This is a genomic window from Selenomonas sp. AB3002 (assembly GCF_000702545.1).
Lineage (GTDB): Bacteria > Bacillota > Negativicutes > Selenomonadales > Selenomonadaceae > Selenomonas_B > Selenomonas_B ruminantium_A.
Window position 1 is genome coordinate 968,249 of sequence record NZ_JNIO01000008.1, and the last position, 24,562, is coordinate 992,810.

Sequence of the window (24,562 nt, forward strand, 5' to 3'; positions counted from 1 at the left end):
CCTCACATATCCTTTATAACGTTCAAGAACCCCGCCAGGTCGCAAATATTGTCATACACCGGGGTGGACAGCATCTTATTTTCATCTGTCTCATAGCTCATGCCATTTTTTAAGTAGATTGTCATGGTGTCCGTGAAAAATCCCCGTTCTGACTCCACATAGTCGATGTCAGCAAAGGGAATCAGCCAATCCTCCCCTGCTGATACGACGAGGCTTTCATAGGTGACACCCCAAGAGCGGGTCATATCGGTGCTGGTTCTGATATATGCAAAGTCTCCCTCCTGATAGTGCCCCTTGCCCAACTTCTTCACTATGAGACTCTTTTCCCTCTGGCCAAGGCTCCTGCTGTAGTGCTCATTGCTGCGCATGTCGACCACATCCCAGGTGCCCATATCCTGGCTTCTGGTAATCTTGCACTTCTTCATGAGCTTTTCTTTAGTCCGAAAGAAAACTTCCCTTACATCAGCTACAGACAGGCGGGAGTTACGCAGCCTGGTAGACGGTACGGACATATTCATAATTATGGAGCCTGCAGGTTTTCCCGTCCTTTGTCCGGGCATGCTGTACCCCTGCTGTCTGCCAGTTGTCCCAAAGCCAGGGGGGAGATTCTCCTTGAATACCTCCCCCAGCCACGTTTCAATGATATAGATGGCATTTTCTTCCCTGATGCCGTGGTTGTCCACGATGGTATTAGCAAACTTTGTCAGCCTTGCCTCTGAACAATTCTCGCCCACCAGGGAGAAGATTCCTTCATCGAATCCCATAAGGAGGAGGTTCACCGTCAGCTTGTCCTGGGGGAAGATATCCCTTAGTATGCCCTGCAGCATGGTACGGTTTTCCATGACAGCCGGATTCTTTCTTAGGTACTCTCCCAAATCTGACAGGGCCAGCATCATTCTTCCTCACCCGCTTCCGTTTCCTCATTATCCATAATGCTCTGGGGCAAGCTTATGCTTTCAAAGGCATTCTGCAAAAGTTCCTTGTCATCAGTCACCATCAACCCCAGGGATATGTCATCGTGGCTTCCCTTGGCGGACATCTCTGACAATGTCTCCCGAGCCAGTTCATCAAAGAGTGCCTCTGTGCCCTCCCTGATGGCCGTTTCTGCCAGTACCTTGTAGAACTTGAAAAGGTATTCCTCATTCTTGTAAGCAGGAAAACAATCATCCACGCCATCGGTGGACAGGAATATTGACACCGGGCAATTGCAGGCTCCTTTATCAAGGGACAGCACTGCATGTCGAATCTTCTGGTCGGCGTTCTCATCTGACAGGCTGGTGGTGACATTAAGATAGTTTTCCTCGTCCTGTGGCACCGGCATATCAAAAAGTCCATTGGCGCACAGCACAACAGCTGAACCATCGCCTATCTGAATCAGCAGCAATTCATTTTCTATGGCAATGGCTGCCAGCAGGGTGGTTCCGTAGGCAGTATAAAGATAGTTCTTACTCTCGTTCTGATAGCGCAGCCTGTATTTCTCGCTGACAAATTCATACCTGGGTTCATTATCGCCTATGGCACCTATAGCCAGCTTGCTATCCCAGTCACGCCTCACCACCTCTCGCCAGCTTTGCCAGAGCTTGTACTTGAAGCTTTTTATGCCCTGCTCGCTGAAAGGAAGGCTTTCTTCATATAATAAAGGAAGGGCCTCAGCTATTAGCGTGTCAATGGCAATACTGGCTCCGATTTCACTTCTGAAACAGTCATCAGCCCCATGGCCGTCTGCTACAGCCACAATCTGTATGCCGTTCTTGGTGCAGGTACCAGAGCTGTCCTGGCATCTGAAGCCTCGCCTGGCATACTTCTCGCCCGGTCTGGACAGGGAAAAGATTCTATATGGCACCTTTCGCCCCTCCTTCCTGCTATTCCTTACCAATCTTCATCAGCAGAAGCTGCAGTCATCTCGCCGCCCTGGGCTTCAAGTTCTTCAGCCAGCGCGGCTGTATTGTCATCTGAAGCCTCCTCGGCAGCATTGGTTGCCACCTTGCGGCTGGCCACCATGGAAGAAGTAATGGAAACGAAGCGAATCATCTTCTTCAGATCCTCAGGTGAATTTGTGTGCAGCACAGTCTCCCTGTTCCCCGTGAATTCCGCCAGGATATTATCATCTGCATCACCATAGCCAATAGCTACTCTGACTGCCACCTTGTACCAGTTGTTTTCCTTCAGCTTGGCCAGCGCCGACTGATAATCATCGGTAGGCGCCCCGTCGGAGAGAAGGAACAGCACCGGGGCTACGGAGCCGCTGGCACGGCGCATGAAGCCTGTCTCTATGGAAAGCTTTTTGTCCAGTTCCCGGAAAGCTGCTCCCATTTCGGTGGGGCCCATGGCATCCATGCCGTTCCAGGCTACATTCTGCGGGGAGACCAGCTTGTCCCCTGTCACCCAGTCTGCGCCCCCGGAAAAACTCATGATGGCTGTCTTGATTTCCGCATCCGCATTCTCATCATTCATAGCGCAAAGCTCAGGAAGCACTCCCTCTATGGCCGAATTCACTGCTCCGATAGGCGCTCCGTCCATGCTGCCGGAAGTATCCACCAGAAAAATCACTGGGCACATACGCCTGGTCATTTCTACCTTATCCAAAATACCTGCCATGATTATGTCCTCCTTAACCTTTCACTACTTCGCCGACTACACCATGACCGAAATCCAGCTTGAAGCCATCACCGATGACAGCCACTTCCTCAGGATTCTTCACGGCCTGTGAGCCATCGGGAGCCGTAATCGTCCACTTGCTGCCGGATTCGTTCTTGAGTCCAATCTTGCCCGGCTTCTCCAGCACATGGGCCGCCACCTTGCTCTCCTCCTTGGCGTTCTCGTCCAGGTGATACTCGAAAAGCCTTGCTCCACCCATGACGGGAACCAGGACTTCCGTATTAGCCCGCTTGGGGAATTTGATATACCCGGCTGGCTTTATGCCTTGGCCACAGGCGGGACATGCAAACTCGCCTTTCTCGGCAAAAACTGCCTCATGACAATGGGGGCACTTCACCAGTGACGCTTTCAGCCTCATCAGCACATGCTTCCACATGGCTTCCAGCAGACGGCCCTTCCCTTCCTTCAGGCTTTCCTGGCTGAAGGAGGTCGTGAAAGCTTCCTGAACATAGCTGGGGAAATAGGGCCACTTGGCTATGGCATTGCGATGAAGCCCCGGTACCGGGCGGTTGCTTTCATCCTTGGGATCAAAGATGAACAGGGGATTCTCCCCAAAGAACCGCTTTTCGTATTTGCTGGTCAGAGCCGGTACATTGGTGTGTTTCCCCTCCAAGGGATGGTCACCCATGAGAAGGATGAAAAGCACCACTGCCAAGGAGAATCTATCCGTCAGCTTGTCCGGCTTCTTCTCCTTCCGCACCACTTCCGGAGCCATGTAGCGGGCCTTGCCCAATATCCCGGATTCAAAACCGTGGCCGCCTACGTTGTCATTGTCACAGATCAGCACGTGGCCAGTGGCAGGATTGATGGAAAAGTTGCCATCGTTCAGGTCTTGGTAATTGTAGCCCTTGTTGTGCAGGTCCATAAAGGCTGTGACGATGTTCAGGGCAGCGTCCAGCATGGCGTCAATGCTCCTGAAGTTCACCCTTGCCGTAATGAACTTGGAAAAGCCCTCGTAACCCTGGGGATAGAGGGGCATGATATAGCCAAAGGTGCCATTGCTCCACTCCGTAAGTTCCTCTGGCCAGATAAAAGCAGGTGACGGGCTTCCCGCTTCAATGTTCTGGGCCAAATGACGATAGAATACCTCGGGGTTGCCAAGCTTATCGCCAAAATACCATTTGAGCGCCCTCGTCCCGCCTGACTCCAGACGCACCTTGTAGACAATGCCCTGACCGCCGATGCCAAGCCTGTCCATTACAGTGATGCTTCTGCCGTCCCGCAGCATGACTTGCTGATTTCTTTTCAATTGCATAAGCTTTTCTCCCTCAAACAGATGGCGCAGGCTTTATAGAGGCCAGAGTTTCATCCAGCGCCTTGGTCAGATCTTCCATGCTGCTCTTGAACTTTCGCACTGCATCTTCCCCATCTTCTTCCTCATCATCCTCACTGCCGCTGAGAGCCTGTTCCTTGAGGTCGGCTATAATCTCATCCCCCCGTTGCTTCAGCGTTGCTTGGAGGTCACGGATAGAACTTGCCACTTCTTCATAGACCTTCTCCCGCTCCTCATCGGTAGTGCATTCCTCCATAGCCCATTCAGCTTCCTTCCGCACCTTCTCCACCAGAAGCTCCATGCCGTCTGCCTGAGAATCCTTCCCTTCACGGCTATTCTCGCACTCCGACTCCAGCCAAGCCGCCAGGGCCAGACCAGCTACCCCTCCTGCAGCCAGCAGCAAACCATTTTTCCACCATGTCATATAAATCTCCTCCAATCTTTGCTTATGATATACCCTATCTAACTCCAAAAGGTTGCCTGGCATTCAACATTTGAAACAAATTTCCATATACTCTGCTAATATACGACGGATTGTCAAGCTAAGTGCAACACTTTCTCAAAATGGACCTCATATGGTGTTCTGTAGTTAAGACATTTCCTTGGGCGCAAGTTCATCATAGCGACTTTTCTCTGTATGTAGTCATCAGGGATTTCTGTTATGTCCTTGCCCTTTGGGAAATATTCTCTAAGCAGGCCGTTAGTATTCTCGTTGGAACCCCTTTGCCACGGCTGGTGAGGCTGCGGAAAATAGAAAGGCAGGCCATCCAGGTATTCTGTCACATCTGCATGGCGGGCAAATTCTTTGCCCCTGTCAGGCGTTACCGACAGGGCTGTGGCACCAAGAAGCAGGTCAATCATTGTCCTGCTGACGGCCTGAGCATTTTTCTTGTCAGCTTTGCCACACATAAGGTAGCGGCTTTTTCGGTCGACAAGGGTTAAAAGGCAGGCTTTTCCTTGCTTGCCAACAACGGTATCAGCTTCCCAGTGACCTAATTCTGAGCGGTTTTCGGCTCCTGCCGGGCGTTCTGTAATATCGTGGCTGATTTGGATTTTGCCACGCTTCTCCTCAGCGGAACGCTTCCTCCTGCGCTTGCCACGGTGCCTCAATTTTTTTATGACGCTTGCCGTAGAAGCTTTTGGGGCGTTAAGCCATCCGCTGTATATCGCACGGTAGATGGTCGTGGTGCTTATTACACACTGGCCATATTCGGCTCTCAGCCGTCCGGCGATTTCCTCTGGAGACCACTGACATTCGAGCAGCCTGTGCTTTACATGCTCCAAGAGACTGGTGTGTTCCAGCCTGTTATGGGGCTTGCAATATGCACGGCGTGCATGATACTGGTGCTGTGCCACTACAGGCATATACTGGCTGCCAACAGAGTTTCTGCGAAGCTCTCGGGATATGGTTCCCTTGTTGCGCCCCATACTTTCGGCTATGGCAGTAATGGAATAGCCCTTGGCCCTAAGAAATAGTAGATTTTCTCTCTCATATAGTGTAAGATGTTTGTAATGACGCATAGCTCCTCCTGGAAATGGGTTGTCGCAAACACCATTATACCAGAGGTCTATGCGTTATTTTATTTTGAGCTATGTGCTGTTGCACTTAGATTGTAAATCCGCCACTATAATACGTTCCAAGCAGATTTTTAGCCATGGAACTTCCCTCCCCCATAGCACATTTTTAATACCACAACCATGCTTATCAAATCTTCTCTCTTTTCTATACGCCCTCAAAACCGGTAGCAATTACAACGGCTTTGACGGTGTCACCTAGGTTATTATCCACTGTAGCCCCCAAAATGATATTTACAGCCGGAGAAGCCAATTTCCTCCTCACTAAGTCACCATTAGTTCATCTGCGGCACTGCATCCAATCTTGCTTGAGTTCAGTATAATCCAGATTTTATAGCTAAAGGTTGCCTGTCAGGAAACCTTTGGATTTATTTTCCACGACAAGCGTCTCTGCAAGCTATCCTTTATCAAAGCATAACAAAACACCCGCAGAAATTGTTATCCTGCGGGGACAATTTGCAAAATATTTTTTTATGGCTGGATTTTCCCTATGAATTCTTTGCAGCACCTATCAGCGTTCCTGTCCAATCGCATCTTCTAGCAGTAGTTAACGACCGTATCATCGTATTCCCATACAGCATTCTTTGGACGTATGGGCTTTATTGCAGTGTTAGTGGAATCATAGCAATGCTGGCAGAAGGCGCAGCGGTGATCAACCCGAATATTGATAGCTCGTCGCATAGTGCTTGCACCTCTTATAGCTTTTTTATAATTATCGCTTTTATCATATGCTGCACATATCAGAAACAAACCGATTCAAACACGTCCTGCAGTTTTTCAGCCCTGCTACGACTGCGAAAACGTTTATTTCTCCTCTTTTTCTTGAAAGCTCTAATCGGTCCCACTTCATGCTTTATATGGTTCATAAGAACATAATTATAAAAATCTACTACAATTTCTCCTCCAAAAAACGCATATTCTCGCTTCCATTGTGTGGTATGCTTTTCCATATACATAGTGATATATTTTGCAAATATATCATCATCAAAAGTGATACGATGAGAGCGCACCTTATTGCCCATAGTCTGCCTGATATATAATACGGCTCCACAACAATAGTTGAAACACAACTCTAAATCTCCATATTTCCTTGTTGGAAGAAAGGAAATCAATTTATAGTTCATCCACCCGTAGTCATACAATAGCAAATCCGACGTTATACTAGGGTCATACGGTGTCCTAGTAAAATCAAATTCAGCGTCCCTATCCTCATAAGAGATTGGTTTCAGATCTTCCATACCGCTACCTCCGTAACATTTCATCATGTCCATCGAACTTATACCTACAGTATAAGGCAATCATTATGGAAAAAGGTTGCCTGCCAGGCAACCTTTTAGAAACTTTTAATCCTTTGTTTTTCGCCAGTTACTCAGAGTCTTGTGTCCCCGGAAGTCCAACTGATAGTTGATTTCATCAATATTCCACATGCGGTGTTCAATAAAGTACTCCACAATCAGGTCGCTTTCAGAGCTGTGCGAGATGGTATACCCGGCCCGACCTATCAAATCGCTAGTTTCCTCCAGATTCAGGTGCAGGGCCACTGCAAAGGCAAGAGCAGTCTCTTTGGTCGGATGGTATTCACTATCTGACTTTATCTTGGAGAAGACAGATTTGGCAATGCCAGCCTTGTTATATACCTCAGACGGCTTGCGTCCCTTCTTCTCTATAAGCTTCATCAGTTTCTCTGAGAAGGACAGTTCCATCTTGCTAAGGAGGAAGTCCAGAGCCCATTTGGCCCCACCGGTCGATGGGCCGGCGGCATGGCTGCCGCCACCTATGACATCAAAAAAGTCCTTTAGCTTGAAGCCTTCCGGGCGCAGGTTCTGTTTTATGTACCAGTCGATTTCCTGTGTCAGGCGGTCATTTCCCATTTGCATAGCGGCACCTCACATAGTTCCAGTGTAAATCTCATGACCTCCTAATTCGCCACATGCAAGAGTTATCCTGCTATGCCAACAAATTCACAAACTTCTCCCTGGTCACCTTATCCAGTCCCAAGTCCACTTCTGCCTCATTGGCGCTTTCTACCAGTATGGCCCCCGCCCTCTTCAACACCTCTCTCAGCTTCAGGCTCGACTCTACCGTAGCTTGCACCGCTTCCAGCGCAATGCGTTCTTTTTTCCCGTAGCTTGCCACGATACTATGGCCAAAACCTACTTCCATAAAGTAGAACGTCTTCTCTCCTGTCTTATCTGTGTGCATAAATCCCAGGAAGTCCTGGTCCCGTTCATTCACAATATTGATGTTTACGGCAAGTTTATGGCAATTCAGCAGATAATCCTTGGATAGTTGCTCTGAATCAGCCGGTCCCATTACGAATTTATAGGGTACTGGGTCATCGTTTGAGGTAAAGCAGTTAAGCATAACTGCCGCCCAATCATCCACCAACTTGTCACTTAAGAAGAAAGCTTCCGTAGCTCCGCCTTCTTCCGGCGGAGCATCTGTCATATCCCCTGAGAATACTATTTCCGCTTTCCTATCAAACTGCGTATTCCAACCAACCCGATATTTCTGTGAAACATAGTGTAAATCCAGGTCCACCCTATGTCTTGGCAAGTTTTCCCAGTGAATGCCCATCACTGCGCTTTTGGACAGCTTCAGGGAGGAATAAAATGGTATGCCTCCAACAAAGCGTTTCTCACTTACCGGCAAAGCATATTCTACTTCTGGGGGAATATAGTATTTCCTGCCCTGAACTCGCGGCCTTATTTCTGAAACGATTGACTCCAACAACAGTTCTAGAATTTGTTTCTGCTTATCTGTCAGAACTCTTTTTTCGGTCACAGCCTTGGCGTAGGTCTTGCCATTCCTTATCAAATACATAGCAGATGTGGGGTGATGCTCCCAATAGAGCAGGTTGTTGGCAAGACTTATCCTCCTGTAGATCGTAACCTTGGGAATTTCCTTGGCCACTTCAGCAGGCTCTATCATAGTATCCCAGGTAATGCGCTCCAACAGTCCAGTCTTTTTCACATACTTGTGCTTTTCAGCCATTTTCCTGGCACGGTTCAGGATATGAGCCAGTTCTGACGATTCTCCCTTGAAAGCCAGCCAAAGCTTCTTGTACCGCAAAAACTCCGCAGCCAGTGCGCCCATGCCATTTTGGCTCACAAAGGCACGGAACATATCTGTATATAGCAGTCCCGTCTTACCCTCTTTTATTACGTTGCGTATGCGTTCGATGACATCCTGGCTTTTTATGAGCAAGGTAGAATTTGTAGCCTTAAATATCAGCAGCCGCAAGAACTCCTGGGCTCTTTGTGGCACCTGCTGCATCATATCGTAAAGATATATTTTCAGCTCTTTGTTGGGGATAGACTGAATGTCCACCTCTATTCCCATTTCCTTAATAATATGGACAATGCAACGCAGAGACTCCTGGGAAAGGGCCATGCCCGAGTTAATCATAGACTGGGTGCGCTTAATGATGTCATCCCGCTCTATAACGTCTATCACTGTCAGCTTGATTGGCGCACCTTCAGGAAGCTGTAACTTGGTGGTCGGGACAAAGACGATGCTGCTGTCTACCTGGACAGGATCTGTCATATCTTCATTCTGCAAGCCAACAGAAAGGTAATGCAGCAGCTGATGTATCAGCCACTTGTCCTCCGAAGCCTCCTGTACCTCATGGAAGTTCTTATAGAACCCTCTGTTCATGTCCAGCATGTCATATCCATACATATCCCATATTTGTTCCATGGATTCCTCTTCCGTAAGGGATGGGCAAGCTGCGACCGCGCTTTCCGTGACATAGACACCGTGCTTCACGTTTTCTGTATTATCAATCTTCCCCTTACCATCATTCGCACGCGGAACAGCACAGAACAATGTGAGCACTGCCAACTCATAATCACTAAGCATCATCAAGCCCCCCCTATACAAGCTATGTAAAAAGCGGCTACAAATCAGTAACCGCTATATAAAGCAAAACCGGGCGGAAGGTAATTTTTCCAGAAAACAGGAACCTTCTATGCCCGGTAAAACAATATGCAACTCTTATGTGTCTATTTTAACACCTTTGGCTGCATATTGCCACTTATTTTTCAAAAAATTTGCTCATCATGTTCTTTGTCGCACTTTATAGGCAATTCTCTTGTCATCAGCCCAACGGCACAGGACCTCTCCCACAGCCATTGGCAGCTTCTGGTTGCATGGCCCCAAAGCCTGCGCCAGCCGGTTCTGTCTTACTTCCAAACATGCGATATATTTATCTCCCCGCTTCATGGCAAGAATCAATGTCCTTTTCTCCAACACACCTTCGCAGTAGCTGGCCACACAATTATGAAATGCTTTGCCGTAGCTGCGCAACTCATCAGTATCCTTAGGCAGCACTATGCTGTAACCCTCACGGCTGTCCACATACTTCTTCTCTGCCTTGGTATAGCTTATGGGAGTATTCTTTCTAGGAGCCGGTGGTACTGATAGATCGAATATATTCTGTCTGCGTGGCAATATGTCCGGGAGTTCCTCCATCAAAAGGTCATGGACTTCTCTGGTAAAGCCCTCCCGTAGCAGTCTGCGTTTTGTTTCCTGATGTAGCACACGGTCATCTCCGTCTACATTTGCTCCCGTAAACATACGAAGGATATCTATGGCATCCTGATTCCACTCATCTGCTACCGCCAACGGCCGCAGGCAGTTAGCCAAATCAGTTTCAGGACGATTGCGAAGATACCAATGGCAGAACCTTTCCAGCCAATGAATACGCTCTTCGTAAAGGTGCCTGCCCCTGGAGATTCTAGACTGCTCTGGCATGTATGACATTTCCATCAGCGTCCAGCCAAACAGCTTTTCCCTATGGAAGAAACGTCTGATTACGTTGATGTCCCGGAACCCCAGCTGACTGAGCAAAATATAAGCTACGAAGCTTTCCGGGGACTCCCCATAGATTTTCCTCAGGCTTTTAGGGGGATTCGCAATCCGAAAGAACTGGCACAGGGGACGATAGTTATCCCTTTGGTCCCTAGGAAAAAGTTCTTCGTATTGTTCACCCACAAAATGACGGAACAGATGGATGTTCAAGTCCAGAGGTCTCTTACAAAAGCCAACCATATGCCTTATCCCATGGATATTGCCCATATAAGAGGGTTTAAAACCATATTCTTTAGCTACCAGCTCCTGCATATAGGATATAGCAGTTTCTGTAACTGCCGTAGGGACATCCACATAGGAAGCTCCCAGCATATCTGGAAATATGACAGATGTAGTACAGGAGAATGCACCCACCCATCCATCAACCCTGCCTTTCATCATGGCCTTAGGCCATGCCTGCACGATACCATTGGTGACATCACACTCTAACAACCATTCCTTTTCCTGTACGGATTCAGTCTTGCCGCCAACTATATTAACCGCATCCAGCTGCAAGGCTGCACTTACGATGCCATCTTCCCTCAACTCTACAATCCACTGACGGGGAATAAACAGCCTATGATTATACCCACGTGCAAATTTCCTTACCTGATCATCCAGATTTACATCGAAAATTTCGCCTTCCACCCACTGTTGGGTTGATGCGTCATAACCAAAGGTCTTCTTCTTAAGAACGGCGGCCTTCTTGCCATAATACATCTCCAGCACACTATCATCGTAGTTTATGCGAGGCTCATCATTTGTTTCGTAGGCATTCATCACCATTGGTATAGTCCTTCCTGTTTCCCTTATTACCATCAGTCACTTTGCCAAAGCGTTCCAGAGAGCACATCCATGCAGGATAGCTTCCCTTCCGGCTTTTTGGCAGATGTGTCCATCATTATAATGTTTTTCCTTACCAGCGGCACATATCTGCCTGGCTCTATCAGTTTTATTATAAATATATACCACACATACATGAAAAAGGTTGCCTGCCAGGCAACCTTAGGAAAAATTCATATTAAGCAGGGTATCACCGAACAGCACCCACAGGATTTCATCAAACGCCTCCGAATGTTCCTTCACCACTGCCTGAACTGTCTGTACAGCAATTTCCGCTGCCTGTTGTACAGGATGTAAGAACATCCATACAGGACAGCTTTCCCTCCGGCCTTTTGGCGGAGGTGTCCATCGTGACGACCTTGCCTCTTACCAGAGAAGTGTGCCTCCCAAGAATCAGCTTACATATCTGGGTATGCCCTACCACTAGCACGGCTTCGCTATTATAGGTGAGGTTACGTGGCTATAGTGATATAATTCTCCCCTATTCTCCGAAATCCTCTAAGCATCTGGCTCTCAAGGCGGTACAACTATCAACAACAATCTTCCTTCCCCGCTGGTTTCATGGTATAATCACCGTATAAGGGGGACATCAGATGAAGGCCAAACGTACATACAAAGATTCACTCTTCAGAGACATCTTCAACAACAAGCGCCGCCTGCAACGAATCTATGAGGCACTAACAGGCAATCACATCTCCTTGAGCGATATAACGATTACTACGCTGAGGGGCACCTTTTTTGAAGACATAAAGAATGACATCAGCTTCATGGCTGGCAACCAGCACATCATACTCATGGAGCACCAGTCTACCCTCTCGGAAAATATGCCGCTACGTATGCTGTGGTATATTGCCAAGCTCTACAGGCAGAGAGTTGATCCAGATGCTCCCTACAAGAAAACCCGTATAGCACTTCCCTCACCGCATTTCTACATGTTCTACAACGGCAAGGACGATGCTCCTGCCAAATGGACTATGCGTCTCTCTGATGCTTTCGAGGAAAATGGCAATCCCCTGGAGCTTGTCGTCACGGTGTTCAATATCAACTACGCCAAGAACAGCGAGCTCCTGCAGAAATGCCACGACCTCAAGTGCTACAGCATCTTCGTCGACCAGGTACGCAAAGAAGTGGCCTCCGGCAATACACTGCGCCAGGCCATCAGCCAAGCCATCAAATACTGCAAAGAACACGACCTTCTGGCTGACTACTTCGCCAGGAAGGAACAAGAGGAGGTTTTCGATATGGTTAGCTTCAAATGGGATTGGGACAGGGCTATGGAAGTCAGGGCTGAAGAAGCCGCTGACGCAAAGACCACAGAAGTTGTCATCAATATGCTAAAAAAGCATTATAGCTGCGATGAAATTGTTGAGCTTGCTGGAACCACCAAAGATAATATAATCCGCATTGCCCAAATGAATAAGCTCGCCTACAACTAAGTTCAAACCGACCAGCCGTCCCCTACGCAAAGCAGGGAACGGCTCTTTTTTTTTGAGGATGAACAGCTCATATGCAACTCCAAATTGCTGACAATCCTATGAATTAAGCATGTCTATGCACCTACCAGCCTCCTTGTCTTGAAGTCCATACTCTGAATCAGTCTGCACCAAATTTGTATCCGTGAATTCTGCCATATCCTCATCATCGTCCAGGATAACGAAGGTTTCGACAGATTGACCATTATCACTAAGCCATTGACGTATTTCATCGCCTTTACATGACGAACCAGGCAACACGGGTGTGCTGTCCATGATTTCCAGTCCGTATTCCGCCAATCGGTTATTTAGATTCCTAAATGCCTTTGCGGGACCTACTCTCCATGACGAAGACAAGACAATTTTAACCCCAGTAGCTTTGACAATCTCCTGTAGCAATCTCAAATGTGAATCTATACGCAATTTAATCGAATTTCCGTCCTTCCTGGAATTCAGTACACCATCCACATCTAAAAATAATATTTTCAAAAGCTCGCCCCCTAACGAATATTAGTCTTCATTCTTTATAAATACGAAGAACGGTTTCCAACATCTCATACTCTATAGTTTTAGTCTTATCGAAAGACATTTTCTCCAACTCTAGTGGCCATATTGATTCCTTAGACTTTGATGCCTTGATATAATTGTTATATGCCTCTTTCTTGCGTTCTTTCCAACGGCCATACCCATAATAGCAAATATTTCCTTTGGTAAAAGCAGCCCACCCATCACCTTCTTTTATTGCTTTATTCAACCATTTTATTTCGTTTTTAAGCTTAGCGTTCGGATTCTTCCTAGCAGCTTCTGCAAAGGAACCTTCAATATATTCACGACCAAGCTGCCCAATCTTTTCTAAACCGCTATTCTTTACAGCCTGCTCAAGCCAAACCGTATACCTTTTTGATAAATCACCTGCCCATGCATCCATAACCATTTGATAATATGAACAGGCTTTTTCATTATCCTGTAACCGCCCTAGCCTTCCTTTCTCATAGGCTTTTCCCAAAAAGAGCATCGCTGACACATCACCATCAGCTGCCAATTTTTCTTTGCTGTTAATCACTTCATCAAAATGTTGCAACTGCTCCATTTTGCCACACAGTAGTCTGCATTTCTCATTATAGTAGCTTGTTATACTTCTAATACTGTCAGCAGTAGCATCAATCACCCATGGAAATAAAAAGCACATAATACCGCCGAACATATAGTGTGGCCTGTACTTTTCTTGCTCTTTTTCCCATTCTGGTAATCTCTTTTTCATTTCCAGAATACCCTGCTCAGTACAGCCTTCAATCACCAGGGCAGCTAACTCCTCAAGCATCGGATTCATTTCTGCCCTCCTAAGTATATCTTCGTCTAGATTGTACTGCTTACGAATATTTGCAAACTCAGACATACATTGACTTAAAAATTCAGCTTCATTAAATTCTTTATATTCAGTATTGCTGCTTTGCTTATCTATCGATTTTGGCCTTTTTATCCTTTCTTGTGAAATTAATTTTTCTAGATATTCTTCACTAAACCTGCTATAAAACAAATCAACTATACTTTTTACTGCTTCTCCTGCGTCACCTCCCTCAGCGTAAATATCCAGCTTGGTCCCCCGAGTCCATGACACAGGTTTAAAAAGCATCATCAGACAATCCTTAGCATCTATACATCTCCCACGAACGTAAATTTTTATATCAGATTTAAATGACCTAGCCAGCTGTGATAATATGATCTCTGGATTATCACGGCGTCTGATGTTATGAAATACATATGCAGTTGCTTTGGCACATTTTCCATCGCATATAACTTCTGGCACACATTCATCCAATTTAAGTTCCTTCAAAGCTTTCCAGTTGCAATTATCTACTGCTTTTCTCAGCCACTCATCCGCAATCACTTCATCTTTTTGAACCCCCTGTCCCCACTTGTACATCATTCCTATCCAATACATACACTCTCCAGTATAATCATCAGGCTTTACGTTTGCACCAGCTATGGAAAGAAATTCTTCCATAGCTTCTTTGTATTTTCCTGCTTCTCTTAATTTGCAAACCTCTACTATATAGGCACATCTATTAACATAAGACGGGTCAACCATCAGCACCAATGCGTTTGCAGCCTTTTTATGCCCTTTATCAGCAGCTTGTCTAAATAAAGTTTTGGCTTTGCAAATACTTTTAGGAACCCCCATTCCGGATTGGTACATACAGGCTGCCAAGTACATTGCCTGGGCATCACCTTCAGCTATTGCCTTTTCAAAACAATCTATCGCCACGTCATATTGTTTTAGATTATAGGCTCTCCTGCCTTTATTTAACCAGCTTTTTTCCATGTCACTTCATCCTTCATCATCCATTTTTGCTAAATCTTTATAAATTTCTTTATAATATTTTGCTTTTTCATAATCACCATACAATTCACTCTCCTGCCAGTGGAACATTGCTAAATTAAGCACCTCTGCATCAGCCTTGAACTGTGGGATATTATACTTGTTCATAAGACTTTTCCATACCTTCATCTTCTCTTCTTCGTCCTCTGGCCACTCTATTTGAGAGTCACATGTCATATTTATTCTTTCCATAAGCCCCTCAGCCAACATCATCTCAAAATCATCAGCAAAAGTCATACTCATCTGTGTACAAAGCATAGCAGCCTCCCATATTTCCTCTTTCAGAAATTTCCATGCTAAGTATCTATAGTAGTTCATCATCAAATCAAGTTTATATATATAGTGGTATGTCTCCTGCAATACTTCATTTTTTCAAGCACGCTGTTACAGTAGCTGGCTACACAGTTTTGGAATTCCCGCCCGTAGGCTCGTATTTAATCGATGTCCTTAGGCAGCAGGATTTGGTAACCGTCCTCATAAGGCATCTGCCGTATTTCCTTTTCGATATCCCGCCCGGGGCCTGCCCCTTCCAGCCATTGCTGGTTCTCTGCATCAAAGCTTAAGCTCTTCTGCTCAATAACTGCCCCGCAATCGTAATAGTCCGATAAGCTGTATGCGTAATCCATGTGATGTTTCTCCTCCAAGCCTTACTACTTACAGCCCCATTATATATGACAACTATGTAAAAAAGGTTGCCTTGCAGGCAACATCTAGAATTTTTTGTTAGTTCTCCAAACAAAAAGCTGGCCTATGACAGCCAGCTCCCAGTATCATGTTATCTTTCAGACAGCCCATCATCAGGTATGACATCATATACTGTCACATGATAGATATCATCCTCTTTTTTCATTTCCAGAACCACACCAACCTCCCTGCCACCAGTCCACAAGTGATGCGGTTCTTCCTTTTCGAGCACATCCGGGTGTTCGGTCATCCAGAGCAGGACTTCTCCCAAACTAATATAGGGCATAATCTTTTCGGAGAGATTGTGCTCAAGGATATACTTAATGCAATGCTCATCGAAGTCCATTTGGATTTTCATAAAAATTCCCCTTTCCGCAGAGACAGCTATAAAGACTTGCAAATAGGCAGACTGATACCAGTCTCCCATTTGCCTAGCAAAATAATTCTGAGCAGCCTTCCTCCTAGAAAGCACTGCCACTCCTGTCTCTTCAAAAAGGGGATGATTTCACATTTCGTTTTCTGTGTTTCATTATAGCAGGTTTCATGGCCTGTGGGTAGCCTGCCAGGCAACCTTTTTATTATTTATCTGATAATTTCCACAGGTTCTTTACTGTCATCATTCCTGCAATGCTCCATCATATATCAATTTCGTCCGCTCATCGAACAACACCCACAAGATTTCATCAAACGCTTCCGGGTGCTCCTTTACTACTTCCCTGACCGTCCGCACAGCAATCTCCGCTGCCTGCTGGACGGGATAGGAATACACCCCCGTGGAGATAGAAGGAAAGGCCACGCTACGAATACCATGCTCCATGGCAAGTTCCAGAGAGTGACGGTAGCAACCTGCCAGCAATTCTGCCTCGCCGTGGCTGCCTCCATGCCAGATTGGCCCAACCGTATGTATCACATAGTCGCAGGGCAGCCTGTATGCCTTGGTGATTTTCGCCTGACCTGTACTGCAGCCATGCAACGTCCGGCACTCTGCCAAAAGCTCCGGTCCAGCCGCCCGGTGTATAGCCCCATCAACACCACCGCCCCCAAGCAGGCTCTCATTAGCTGCGTTGACAATGGCATCAGCAAAGTGCCTGACTGTGATGTCACCTAATTCAGTCCTTATGACAGTCATCCTGCTGACCTCCTTCCGTCTTCCTCTCAAACCGATATCGCTGCTCCGCCTGGGGATATTTCTCATGGTCAACTTCACTCATGAACATATCCAGAGGTCGGCAGTATATGCCGCAACTGCCATACAATGCCTGATACACGCAGTAAATTTCCTGCGTCTCCGTGTGCATGACAGGACAGGCCAAAATCTTATACTCATTACTCTTGAAATGATGCCACAATTCTCCAGCTTTTGGAATCTCTCTACGATACTTGGCATCAAGCAGCCTCCGCTGCTCCTGTATTTCCGTTGTCTCTTCCATTGCTATTGTTTATACCTCATGCTTTCCTGCTTTTCTTGAGAGCATCGCTTTCATTTCAGCTTCCAGCATATCCAATACCTTGTCCACCGATACATATACCCTGCCTCTTTCCTCCATTGCTACCTTCTGGGTATAGAAGAAAGAAAGCCTGCCTGTGCAGGATGGCGGAGCGCAAAAGCTCTGCCACATGAGCCGCGGTGTGAAGCGAAAAGGCCAGTATGGCTACGACAACGGGCACCAGGCCACTTTGGGCAAAGCCCCCGTAAAAGAGCAGCATCAGCACAGGACAGCCCCGCACCAAAGCAATGTAAACCATAGCCAGCAGCCGCAGAAAGCGGTTCCTGCCCATGCGGAAAAAGCAGAGCAGCGCCCCCAGGAGAGTACCTGCCAGCAGGGATGCCAGAGAAATCTCCACCGTTACCCAGATGCCCTTGCCTATAGTGATCCAGGCATCGTTGGCGATAAAAATCTGATAAAGCTTCTCCATCCTGCGTCCTCCCTCCTTCGCTTCCAGCCTGGAAATCTTTACGTTTTCTTCTTGCCCCTGAGGATATCGTAAAGGTCCAGCATATCCTGCACACGTTCACACTCATGGGCATTCAGATAACGGTCATCATTGGAAGGGCCCGGCAGGGGCATGAATATCTTGCCCACACCTGAGGATCCCATGTAGCGCAAGGCATCCTCATCATTCTTATCCGCCACCTGATTGAAGAACTGTATCATGCCGTCTCCATCGGGCAGTTCCTTCACCTCTGACCGGGCCTTGATGGGAAACACCTTTTCATCAGACAGCTGCAAGTCAATCCCGGTAAAATTCACAGGATTCTGGCCGATGTGGCAGACAAAGACCCAGAGCTGGGCATCCGTGCCGCCATTGTGCACCACATAGGGCTGCACAAAAACCCCCGATTCTGTGGGCCTGGCGTAGTAATAGACCGTACCGCCCCCCTCAAGGGATTGTTCTTCCATCTGCATGGTAAGCCCCCTCAATACCTCATCCGGCTTGTCATCCTTGATGCCGGATTTCAAAGTCTTGGCTTCCTGTTCTGCCCAGTGGGCTCTTTTCTCCGCCAGTTCCTTCTGTTCTTTGGCTTCTATGGCTTCCATCTTTTCCTGCAATTCCTTTTCCTGGCGCTCTGCCACCACAGCCTTGGTTTCCTGATAATGCTGAATAGCTATCACTCCCAAAGGCGTGACCAGACCCACGATAAGTACCAATATGGCAATCATCTTGAATTTCCCCATAAGGGCAAACACCTCCCTCTGACGGCACTGATTCTGATATAAGTGTTATTCGACTGCCAGCGCCTGATTCCTTCTCCCTTTGCCCTGTGCAGAAAAACTATATGACGCGTTTCAGCTCAGCCAGAGTCGTCCTGCCTTCCAGCACTTTGTCCACGCCATCCTGCCAGAGGGTCCTCATGCCTTCCTTTTCCGCCACGGCCTGCAAACTCTCCCTATCCATGTCCTGCAGGATCGCTGCCCGCACAGGGGGGGTGATGACCAGCACTTCCTGCAGGGCCAGGCGGCCGCTATAGCCAGTATTGCTGCAGGAAGGGCAGCCTCTGTTTCCCTTGAGCCTGAGACCAGGATGCCAGTCCTTTCCCAACATCTGCGCTTCAGCCGAGCCTGCCTTTACCTCATGTTCTTCCTGGCATTCCGGACAGGACTTTCTCACCAGCCGCTGGGCCACAGCCCCCGTGAGCGTGGCTGCTATCATGTAGGGAGGAATCCCCATTTCCCGCAGGCGGAAGATCACCCCCACCGCATTTTCTGTATGCAAGGTAGTCATCAGCAGATGTCCTGTAAGGGCAATGCGCACGCTATAAGAAGCCACTTCCCCGTCCCGTATTTCTCCCACCATCACCGCCGTGATGTCCTGGCGCAGGAGAGCTTTCAGCCCTGCCATATAGCTGAGGCCCGTTTTGGGATTTATCTCCACCTGGTTGATGCCCGCCATGACCCGCTCCACCGGATTTTCCAGCGTCACCAGATTGCTTTCCGGCTTATTCAAAGCCTGCAGGGCGGCATAGAGAGTCGTGGTCTTGCCAGAATTCACGGGCGGGAAATTGAAACTACACTAATGCCCATTCCCGCGACCAGATGCGGGCGCACGCGCTCCAAATCTCACCGTCTAGCAAGTCCTCGTCGTGAAAAATATCATGGATTTCGGAATACAGGCTTTCGGTCAATAAAATCCTGTCCTTGCGCTCTTTGCCGAAATCATACTCATAACGGGAGAAATATTTCCGCCCGAGCTTGAAAACCACATCGTTAATCATAATGGTTTCGTGTGCCATTGTTATTCCTCCTCCTCATAATCTTCGTCGTCGGGGTCGGGGTCGGCCATGCTGTCAATAATATTCCAGCGGATGCCCCCGTAGGTGTACCCGTTGTCGTGGGCAATATAAATTTTTTCATCTTCGGGAAAATTCTCCTGCATATATTCAATTAGCTCGCCCACGGTCATGGTGCTTTTAACCTGGTCGATGCCGTAGCCCTCACGGCTTGCATAAATCACCATCGCCATGATTAAGCCCCCCTTTTGATGTACTCAATAACCGCATCATAATGTCGAACTATTTCGACATATTCCCGCGCACGTTTGGAATCTGCGCCGTAGAAATAGGCTTCCCGTTCCCCATCCTTCTTTGCTTTCTGTTTCTTCTGCTCGAAATATAGCAGTATTCCACCCGTCGGAACATTCTCCACGACTTCGATTTCGGCGTGCTCCTTGTTCCACGCATCCCCTTCTGCCCGCTTGCGCATATTGTTCGTGAATATCATAATCGGCCACGAACAAAGATGGTATTTCGCCGTGCTGATTTTCCCCCGCTTGCTGATTTTTGACAAACTATGGTCGCCCCCACACCAATTCGGGTCGCCAGGGGAATAATCGACAAACCAAAAACCGTTATCACTTTTGAAGTATGCGCCCGTAATCTGCACCACATCGCCCGTGCGAATTTCGCGCCCGTTTTTATCAATCATTGTTATTCCTCCTCTATGACTTCACAGCGCATTGCGGTCATTATGTATGCCCGCATCTTCTCAGTTACGCGCCACCGCCAGGATTTGCCCCCTTCGCAATCCGCGCGCCCAATTTTTACAACCTCGCCTTTTCCATCTTTGCGAAATCTTATTATGCAGTATGTCCCCATAGGACGATATTTATAAGCACTCGGGAACGCGCCTGCGCCCACGCTGATGATTAACTCGCACCCCTCAAATGCCAGCTTTGGCACGTCTGGCAATTCCTTCTTGTAGTCCTCGACGTATTCCTCCAATTCGTCATAATCACTAATAATTCTGGCGGTTGCTTTGCCCTGGGCTTCTACCAAAGCCGCATTTATTTCCGCTTCGTGTGCGCGGTCTATAATCAACTTTTTCATTGTTCGCCCCTCCTTATTCTACTGTCAATGCCCCCTGCCGAATGACTTCGCCTCGGCTCGCGCGTCCTCTTTTCTAAGTGTTCCCCCGCCTGCCCTTCTTGCAGATGGATGCTTTCAAAAGAGTACCGAGAAAATATGTGCCTTCCGTTGACGGCTTTTTCCTTTCAAACAACCGCCGAAAAATCAGATGCCCTGGCGTTGTCTCAATCAGCCCCCTACCTAATACACCCGCCGCCGCTATTGAGTTCGCCAGTCCATCAATGCAGGTCGTTTTCCTTCGCTAGTCTCTCCATCCCGAGCAGTATGTATGCTCGGAACGACAGCCCCATTTTTTCCGCGGTCGCTTTGTACCGCTCTAGCTCCTCCCGCTTTATGCGGAAGGTCACGCTTGCGAGATTCCTTTGATACTTCGCGGTCGCCCGCTTTTGTGCTTCGCTGGTTGCCATTGTTACCCCCTCATGAAATCGAGCCGCTTGCGTAATTCAAAATCGGCAAGATTTACCATTTCCCGATAAAACTGTTCTTTTTTACTGTCGTTTCTCTCTTTTGCAATGCCCTGCCTTTTTGCACATACGCTTATAATACTGATTAAATCGGACGTTTTGGCCTGGGTGATACGTTTTGCCTGCATAATATTTAATAACATATTCTTTGCCCCCTTTTTAATTATAAGCCCGATAATGCGGGTTTGTATGACAGCAATAAATCCGAAAACTTTCTAGTTCTGATTCTTCCTCACGTGCGATATATTCCTGCCATTCTTCGGGCGTTCTGTCGTAATATTTCCAGCCCCACACCTTAATCATATACGGGTCAATCTCAATGTTAAATTCTGCACACCTTTTTTTAATCTGCTCTTTTTCCTCCTCTGTGTATGCTTTAATCATATTCGCACCCCCTTAATTAAGGCTGTGAGTTAATCGGGCTTCAATCCAAATTGCATTAACTTCGTGCCATAAATCCAGCCCCGAAAAATTGCTAAAAACATCGTTCAGCAGTTCCGTTAAATGTTCATCTAAAGCCATTTTTTCCCTGCTGTTTCTTATCGCCCCATAGCCATTACGGACAAAATTTTTATCCGTCATGGAATACGAGACATCATTATGCGTTATGGTTGCTTTCCTCATGTGTGCCCCCCTCAACTATTAAAAAATCCTTACAAGTTCGTTTCGCTGTCCGCCACATCCTCCGCCCTTTACCCTCGGGTCGAGCCGTGTTTGCTTTGTGTATGCCCTGGGGGTTAATCCCTCCATTATCGCTCCTTCCGAGGAAGGAGCGACTTGCAAGAATTAACGTGTTACTTCACGTACCAATCACATTCCAATTCTTCCCACGGCGTTACCTCTCTAACCTTGATTTTCCACGCCACCACACGCCAGTTATCGTCCTCAGATTTAGTAATTTTAGTTGCAATCCCGAAGCCGTTGAAATTGTCTACTTCGGTTCGTGTCCCGTCTTTGTTGTAGCTGTGCTCGCCTTTCCACGCCTTCAAATACTCCGTCAATCCTTTTCGTGCCTCCTCAATGTTGTCGTATGTCCATTTAGTCTCCATCGACCAACGGACATTAGTCCATAAGTGTTTTTCACACTGAAATTTGTGTTGCGCCAACACTAAGTATTCTTTCATCATTTACGCCCCCTTTTACATTCTTTAATATTTCCAGTCCTCGGGGTAATACTCAACCCCGAGCCTTTCGCAAAGCTCCCGTGTAATAATTCCTTCCGCTCTGGCTGTTGATTTTGTTAAGCCGCGGCGGGTGTTGCATTCGAATATGGATGTAATTGTAATGCTCTGGAATTGTCTCAGCAGGTCTTTATTGCTCAGTTCTTTAACTTCCTGCCTTGATACTGCCATGATGTGCGCCCCCTTATGTAGTTATCAAGAATCATTTTAGAGGTTAATCCCTCCATGATGCCCGTTTAGAAATAAACGGGCATTTGCAAGGATTAAATTTTATTCTGTAATTATCCCGTGATTGACAAGTAGCGCGGTGTCGCAACCCCAACAAACTTTTTGCCCTTCTTTTTCGAGTGCCCTGCACCGCTTATAATTTTTTTGCTCCAAATCCACGTTAAATTCGAATAAATATTCCTGATAAATATTTTTTGTGGCTTCGGTGTTCGGTAACATTTGATAACGGTCTGCAATATTCGAACAATATCTGACCGTTGCACATTTCCGCCCTTTGCTATTTACATATAGCTTTTCGACGATGCCTGCTCGGAACATCCAGCCATTCCAGCCGCTCCGTGATGGTTCAAACTGATACCACGGGAATTGAATTACGCTTCCGACCTGGATTTTTTTGGCTTTCCTCATGTTGTCGCCCTCCCTATGTAGTTGTCATTGAGCCTTTTTGTTTTTGTGTTGTGTTCCCCTTGTCTAATTAGAGTATATAGCATACCCCATACGTTGTCAATGGGGTACGCCCTATATTTTTATGTATACCGCAAAACACATATCAATTACAATGTCCACGCATGGCGCACACCTGTCCGCATTACTTATAATAGTAGGAAACCACAAAAAAAGGCCGTGGCTACTACTGCCACGGCTATTCAAAAGTAAATCTATAAGCATCTATCATTATAGCAAAAAAGGGCGCATCGTCAAAACGCCCCTTTGCTGTCGTAACTAAAGGCTATAGCTCCTCAAGCAATAATTATTGTCTCACTTGTCGCCAGTATTAGCAACCGCCTTTGTCAAAAATTTATCAATGAGCCATAGGCCACCCTCGACCGCGAACGGAATCACAATCAAGTCGCGGATTTTCGTCCAGCCAGATTCTTTTTCCGCCTGCTCCCGCACCTGGGCGATAAACTTATCTGCATACGGACGGACGACTGGCAGAACAATTTCCGACAGCCAAAGGACGAAATCTTGCTTTGTTTTTTCCGTGACGGTTTCGACGTCAATGTGCTTTATGACCGCATCCCTAATTTCAACCCATTTTGACATTATACACGCCCCCCTTTATCTAATTTATCTAACTAAATAGATAAAATATAGATAGTTTTAGATAGTTTTTGCAAGTTGCAGGCAAGTTAAAATGCCCGCATAAATACTGGATTTGCGTCATATATGGCGCACCAATGTGCCAAAAATGCAAGTTATTTTCGCATGATTTAACTCGATTTTAACACGATTTTAACACGATTTAACACACGCAAAAAATGCGTTTGCGTTAAATGTCGAGATACAAAACATCGCCATCAAACGCCTTCCCGCCGATATTCAACGAATCGGTAAACTGCCACATATACCCCTTTATATCGTCACACTGCCCCCACTGTGCATTCCACACCGCGCACCCCAAAGACCGCCAATCAATATAGTTCTCGAACCAGGACAGGGACGCATATACGCCGCAATCCAGCGGTTTTATTTCGTCAAGAAACGCCCTGCATATAGCGGTTACATTTTCGCGGGAGAAGTCAAAACCGTGGGCTTTTTTATATCCGTCCGCATCTTCCATATCGAACCATACAGGCAATTCTAAAAGCACGCCCGCTTCATCAATGGCCTGTTTGCAGTTCCGCGCTTCCTGCTGTGCCTGCTCGGGATTAAGCGCATACGAATAATGATACGCGCCACACAGCAAGCCCATGTCGTGCGCCCCGTTGACATTACGCACAAAATCTTCATCTATCGCGTAACGCCCGTAAGAACTCCGCACAATCGCGAATTTCATGCCTGCATCTGCAACCGCTTCCCAATCTACACGACCGTTGTTTTCGCTTACGTCAATGCCATTTGTCATAATTTAGCCCCCTTTTTGTGCTCGACAATCATTTCATCTTCATCATTAAACCAGAGACGGAAATTATTCGTTTCCGCCCCTGGATAAAACCCCATCACACGCATTCTGCGTTCGAATGTTGTATGTCCCAAATTCCGAAGTTTATCCCACAGTTTTCGCATCCCTATTTCCCCTCTTTCCCCTCCGTATGCCGCTGTAGATACCCGAGCAAACCGCCCGCCAGGAATGTCTGTAGGTCTT

General features: G+C 47.1%; 35 protein-coding genes. 1 reads left to right on the top strand and 34 read right to left on the bottom strand.

Annotated features, from left to right (window positions below):
* Positions 1-2: 2 nt before the first annotated feature.
* The 10 genes from P159_RS0112395 to P159_RS0112440 form a co-directional block, all read right to left on the bottom strand.
* On the bottom strand, positions 3-896 hold the full coding sequence (locus tag P159_RS0112395) for a hypothetical protein (RefSeq protein WP_029544495.1): 894 nt from the start codon (positions 894-896) through the stop codon (positions 3-5).
* Positions 893-1,843 (bottom strand): protein phosphatase 2C domain-containing protein, encoded by a 951-nt coding sequence (locus tag P159_RS0112400; protein WP_029544497.1) that lies wholly within the window; start codon positions 1,841-1,843, stop codon positions 893-895. The genes P159_RS0112395 and P159_RS0112400 overlap by 4 nt, the downstream gene beginning before the upstream one ends.
* 26 nt (positions 1,844-1,869) lie before the next feature.
* Positions 1,870-2,598, bottom strand: coding sequence for a VWA domain-containing protein (locus P159_RS0112405; protein WP_029544499.1), 729 nt, complete (start codon positions 2,596-2,598; stop codon positions 1,870-1,872).
* A gap of 13 nt (positions 2,599-2,611) precedes the next feature.
* The gene (locus P159_RS0112410) at positions 2,612-3,913 is read right to left on the bottom strand and encodes a hypothetical protein (protein ID WP_029544501.1); all 1,302 of its coding nucleotides are present in this window, start codon (positions 3,911-3,913) and stop codon (positions 2,612-2,614) included.
* 13 nt (positions 3,914-3,926) lie between these two features.
* A complete protein-coding gene (locus P159_RS0112415; RefSeq protein ID WP_029544503.1) occupies positions 3,927-4,355 on the bottom strand; it encodes a hypothetical protein in 429 nt (142 codons plus the stop codon).
* 113 nt (positions 4,356-4,468) lie between these two features.
* Positions 4,469-5,452 (bottom strand): IS30 family transposase, encoded by a 984-nt coding sequence (locus tag P159_RS0112420; RefSeq protein ID WP_029544505.1) that lies wholly within the window; start codon positions 5,450-5,452, stop codon positions 4,469-4,471.
* Between the two features lie 794 nt (positions 5,453-6,246).
* Positions 6,247-6,744 (bottom strand): hypothetical protein, encoded by a 498-nt coding sequence (locus P159_RS0112425; protein WP_029544507.1) that lies wholly within the window; start codon positions 6,742-6,744, stop codon positions 6,247-6,249.
* Between the two features lie 105 nt (positions 6,745-6,849).
* Positions 6,850-7,383 carry a helix-turn-helix transcriptional regulator gene (locus tag P159_RS0112430; RefSeq protein WP_029544509.1) on the bottom strand — a complete coding sequence of 178 codons (534 nt, stop codon included), beginning with the start codon at positions 7,381-7,383 and terminating at the stop codon, positions 6,850-6,852.
* A gap of 70 nt (positions 7,384-7,453) precedes the next feature.
* Positions 7,454-9,370 (bottom strand): hypothetical protein, encoded by a 1,917-nt coding sequence (locus P159_RS0112435; protein ID WP_029544511.1) that lies wholly within the window; start codon positions 9,368-9,370, stop codon positions 7,454-7,456.
* Positions 9,371-9,565: 195 nt separating this feature from the next.
* Entirely contained in the window at positions 9,566-11,143 is a 1,578-nt protein-coding gene (locus tag P159_RS0112440; protein WP_029544513.1) for a PcfJ domain-containing protein, read from the bottom strand.
* A 650-nt stretch (positions 11,144-11,793) separates the two neighbouring features.
* On the opposite strand from P159_RS0112440, the gene P159_RS0112450 reads away from it, so the two are divergent.
* Entirely contained in the window at positions 11,794-12,636 is an 843-nt protein-coding gene (locus P159_RS0112450; protein WP_029544517.1) for an Rpn family recombination-promoting nuclease/putative transposase, read from the top strand.
* 96 nt (positions 12,637-12,732) lie between these two features.
* On the opposite strand, the gene P159_RS0112455 is transcribed toward P159_RS0112450, so the two are convergent.
* From P159_RS0112455 to P159_RS20695, 24 genes are all read right to left on the bottom strand, one after another.
* Entirely contained in the window at positions 12,733-13,161 is a 429-nt protein-coding gene (locus P159_RS0112455) for an HAD domain-containing protein (protein WP_029544518.1), read from the bottom strand.
* A gap of 28 nt (positions 13,162-13,189) precedes the next feature.
* Positions 13,190-14,995: an HPr family phosphocarrier protein gene (locus P159_RS0112460; protein WP_029544520.1), complete on the bottom strand. Its 1,806-nt coding sequence runs from the start codon at positions 14,993-14,995 to the stop codon at positions 13,190-13,192.
* Positions 14,996-15,001: 6 nt separating this feature from the next.
* Complete coding sequence (locus tag P159_RS0112465; protein ID WP_185753727.1) at positions 15,002-15,310, bottom strand: hypothetical protein; 309 nt, start codon at positions 15,308-15,310, stop codon at positions 15,002-15,004.
* Positions 15,311-15,486: 176 nt separating this feature from the next.
* Positions 15,487-15,678 carry a hypothetical protein gene (locus P159_RS0112470; RefSeq protein ID WP_029544524.1) on the bottom strand — a complete coding sequence of 64 codons (192 nt, stop codon included), beginning with the start codon at positions 15,676-15,678 and terminating at the stop codon, positions 15,487-15,489.
* A gap of 149 nt (positions 15,679-15,827) precedes the next feature.
* Complete coding sequence (locus tag P159_RS0112475) at positions 15,828-16,094, bottom strand: hypothetical protein (protein ID WP_185753728.1); 267 nt, start codon at positions 16,092-16,094, stop codon at positions 15,828-15,830.
* 258 nt (positions 16,095-16,352) lie between these two features.
* Positions 16,353-16,865: an O-acetyl-ADP-ribose deacetylase gene (locus tag P159_RS0112480; protein WP_029544528.1), complete on the bottom strand. Its 513-nt coding sequence runs from the start codon at positions 16,863-16,865 to the stop codon at positions 16,353-16,355.
* Positions 16,846-17,166: a DUF1653 domain-containing protein gene (locus P159_RS0112485; RefSeq protein ID WP_051650343.1), complete on the bottom strand. Its 321-nt coding sequence runs from the start codon at positions 17,164-17,166 to the stop codon at positions 16,846-16,848. Before P159_RS0112485 ends, P159_RS0112480 begins: the two co-directional genes overlap by 20 nt.
* A gap of 55 nt (positions 17,167-17,221) precedes the next feature.
* A complete protein-coding gene (locus tag P159_RS0112490; protein WP_051650344.1) occupies positions 17,222-17,653 on the bottom strand; it encodes an ABC transporter permease subunit in 432 nt (143 codons plus the stop codon).
* Between the two features lie 38 nt (positions 17,654-17,691).
* Positions 17,692-18,414 (bottom strand): hypothetical protein, encoded by a 723-nt coding sequence (locus tag P159_RS0112495; protein ID WP_029544533.1) that lies wholly within the window; start codon positions 18,412-18,414, stop codon positions 17,692-17,694.
* Between the two features lie 97 nt (positions 18,415-18,511).
* Positions 18,512-19,228: an ATPase, T2SS/T4P/T4SS family gene (locus P159_RS0112500; RefSeq protein ID WP_051650345.1), complete on the bottom strand. Its 717-nt coding sequence runs from the start codon at positions 19,226-19,228 to the stop codon at positions 18,512-18,514.
* 16 nt (positions 19,229-19,244) lie between these two features.
* Positions 19,245-19,469, bottom strand: coding sequence for a hypothetical protein (locus P159_RS0112505; RefSeq protein WP_029541966.1), 225 nt, complete (start codon positions 19,467-19,469; stop codon positions 19,245-19,247).
* A 2-nt stretch (positions 19,470-19,471) separates the two neighbouring features.
* Positions 19,472-19,699 (bottom strand): hypothetical protein, encoded by a 228-nt coding sequence (locus P159_RS0112510; RefSeq protein ID WP_029541967.1) that lies wholly within the window; start codon positions 19,697-19,699, stop codon positions 19,472-19,474.
* 2 nt (positions 19,700-19,701) lie between these two features.
* On the bottom strand, positions 19,702-20,160 hold the full coding sequence (locus tag P159_RS0112515; protein WP_029541970.1) for a hypothetical protein: 459 nt from the start codon (positions 20,158-20,160) through the stop codon (positions 19,702-19,704).
* A 2-nt stretch (positions 20,161-20,162) separates the two neighbouring features.
* Positions 20,163-20,561, bottom strand: coding sequence for a hypothetical protein (locus P159_RS0112520; RefSeq protein WP_029541972.1), 399 nt, complete (start codon positions 20,559-20,561; stop codon positions 20,163-20,165).
* A gap of 257 nt (positions 20,562-20,818) precedes the next feature.
* Positions 20,819-21,007, bottom strand: coding sequence for a hypothetical protein (locus P159_RS0112525; protein WP_029544537.1), 189 nt, complete (start codon positions 21,005-21,007; stop codon positions 20,819-20,821).
* A gap of 2 nt (positions 21,008-21,009) precedes the next feature.
* Positions 21,010-21,207: a hypothetical protein gene (locus P159_RS0112530; RefSeq protein ID WP_029541974.1), complete on the bottom strand. Its 198-nt coding sequence runs from the start codon at positions 21,205-21,207 to the stop codon at positions 21,010-21,012.
* Between the two features lie 16 nt (positions 21,208-21,223).
* Positions 21,224-21,448 (bottom strand): hypothetical protein, encoded by a 225-nt coding sequence (locus P159_RS0112535; RefSeq protein WP_029541977.1) that lies wholly within the window; start codon positions 21,446-21,448, stop codon positions 21,224-21,226.
* Between the two features lie 12 nt (positions 21,449-21,460).
* The gene (locus P159_RS0112540; protein WP_029541980.1) at positions 21,461-21,688 is read right to left on the bottom strand and encodes a hypothetical protein; all 228 of its coding nucleotides are present in this window, start codon (positions 21,686-21,688) and stop codon (positions 21,461-21,463) included.
* Positions 21,689-21,858: 170 nt separating this feature from the next.
* On the bottom strand, positions 21,859-22,191 hold the full coding sequence (locus tag P159_RS0112545) for a hypothetical protein (RefSeq protein WP_185753610.1): 333 nt from the start codon (positions 22,189-22,191) through the stop codon (positions 21,859-21,861).
* A gap of 21 nt (positions 22,192-22,212) precedes the next feature.
* Complete coding sequence (locus P159_RS0112550) at positions 22,213-22,416, bottom strand: hypothetical protein (protein ID WP_029541985.1); 204 nt, start codon at positions 22,414-22,416, stop codon at positions 22,213-22,215.
* 99 nt (positions 22,417-22,515) lie between these two features.
* Positions 22,516-22,881 carry a hypothetical protein gene (locus P159_RS0112555; RefSeq protein WP_029541987.1) on the bottom strand — a complete coding sequence of 122 codons (366 nt, stop codon included), beginning with the start codon at positions 22,879-22,881 and terminating at the stop codon, positions 22,516-22,518.
* A 351-nt stretch (positions 22,882-23,232) separates the two neighbouring features.
* Positions 23,233-23,520 (bottom strand): hypothetical protein, encoded by a 288-nt coding sequence (locus tag P159_RS0112560; protein ID WP_029541990.1) that lies wholly within the window; start codon positions 23,518-23,520, stop codon positions 23,233-23,235.
* A 226-nt stretch (positions 23,521-23,746) separates the two neighbouring features.
* Positions 23,747-24,322: a GH25 family lysozyme gene (locus P159_RS0112565; RefSeq protein ID WP_029544538.1), complete on the bottom strand. Its 576-nt coding sequence runs from the start codon at positions 24,320-24,322 to the stop codon at positions 23,747-23,749.
* Positions 24,319-24,483 carry a hypothetical protein gene (locus tag P159_RS20695; RefSeq protein WP_185753729.1) on the bottom strand — a complete coding sequence of 55 codons (165 nt, stop codon included), beginning with the start codon at positions 24,481-24,483 and terminating at the stop codon, positions 24,319-24,321. Before P159_RS20695 ends, P159_RS0112565 begins: the two co-directional genes overlap by 4 nt.
* Positions 24,484-24,562 lie beyond the last annotated feature (79 nt).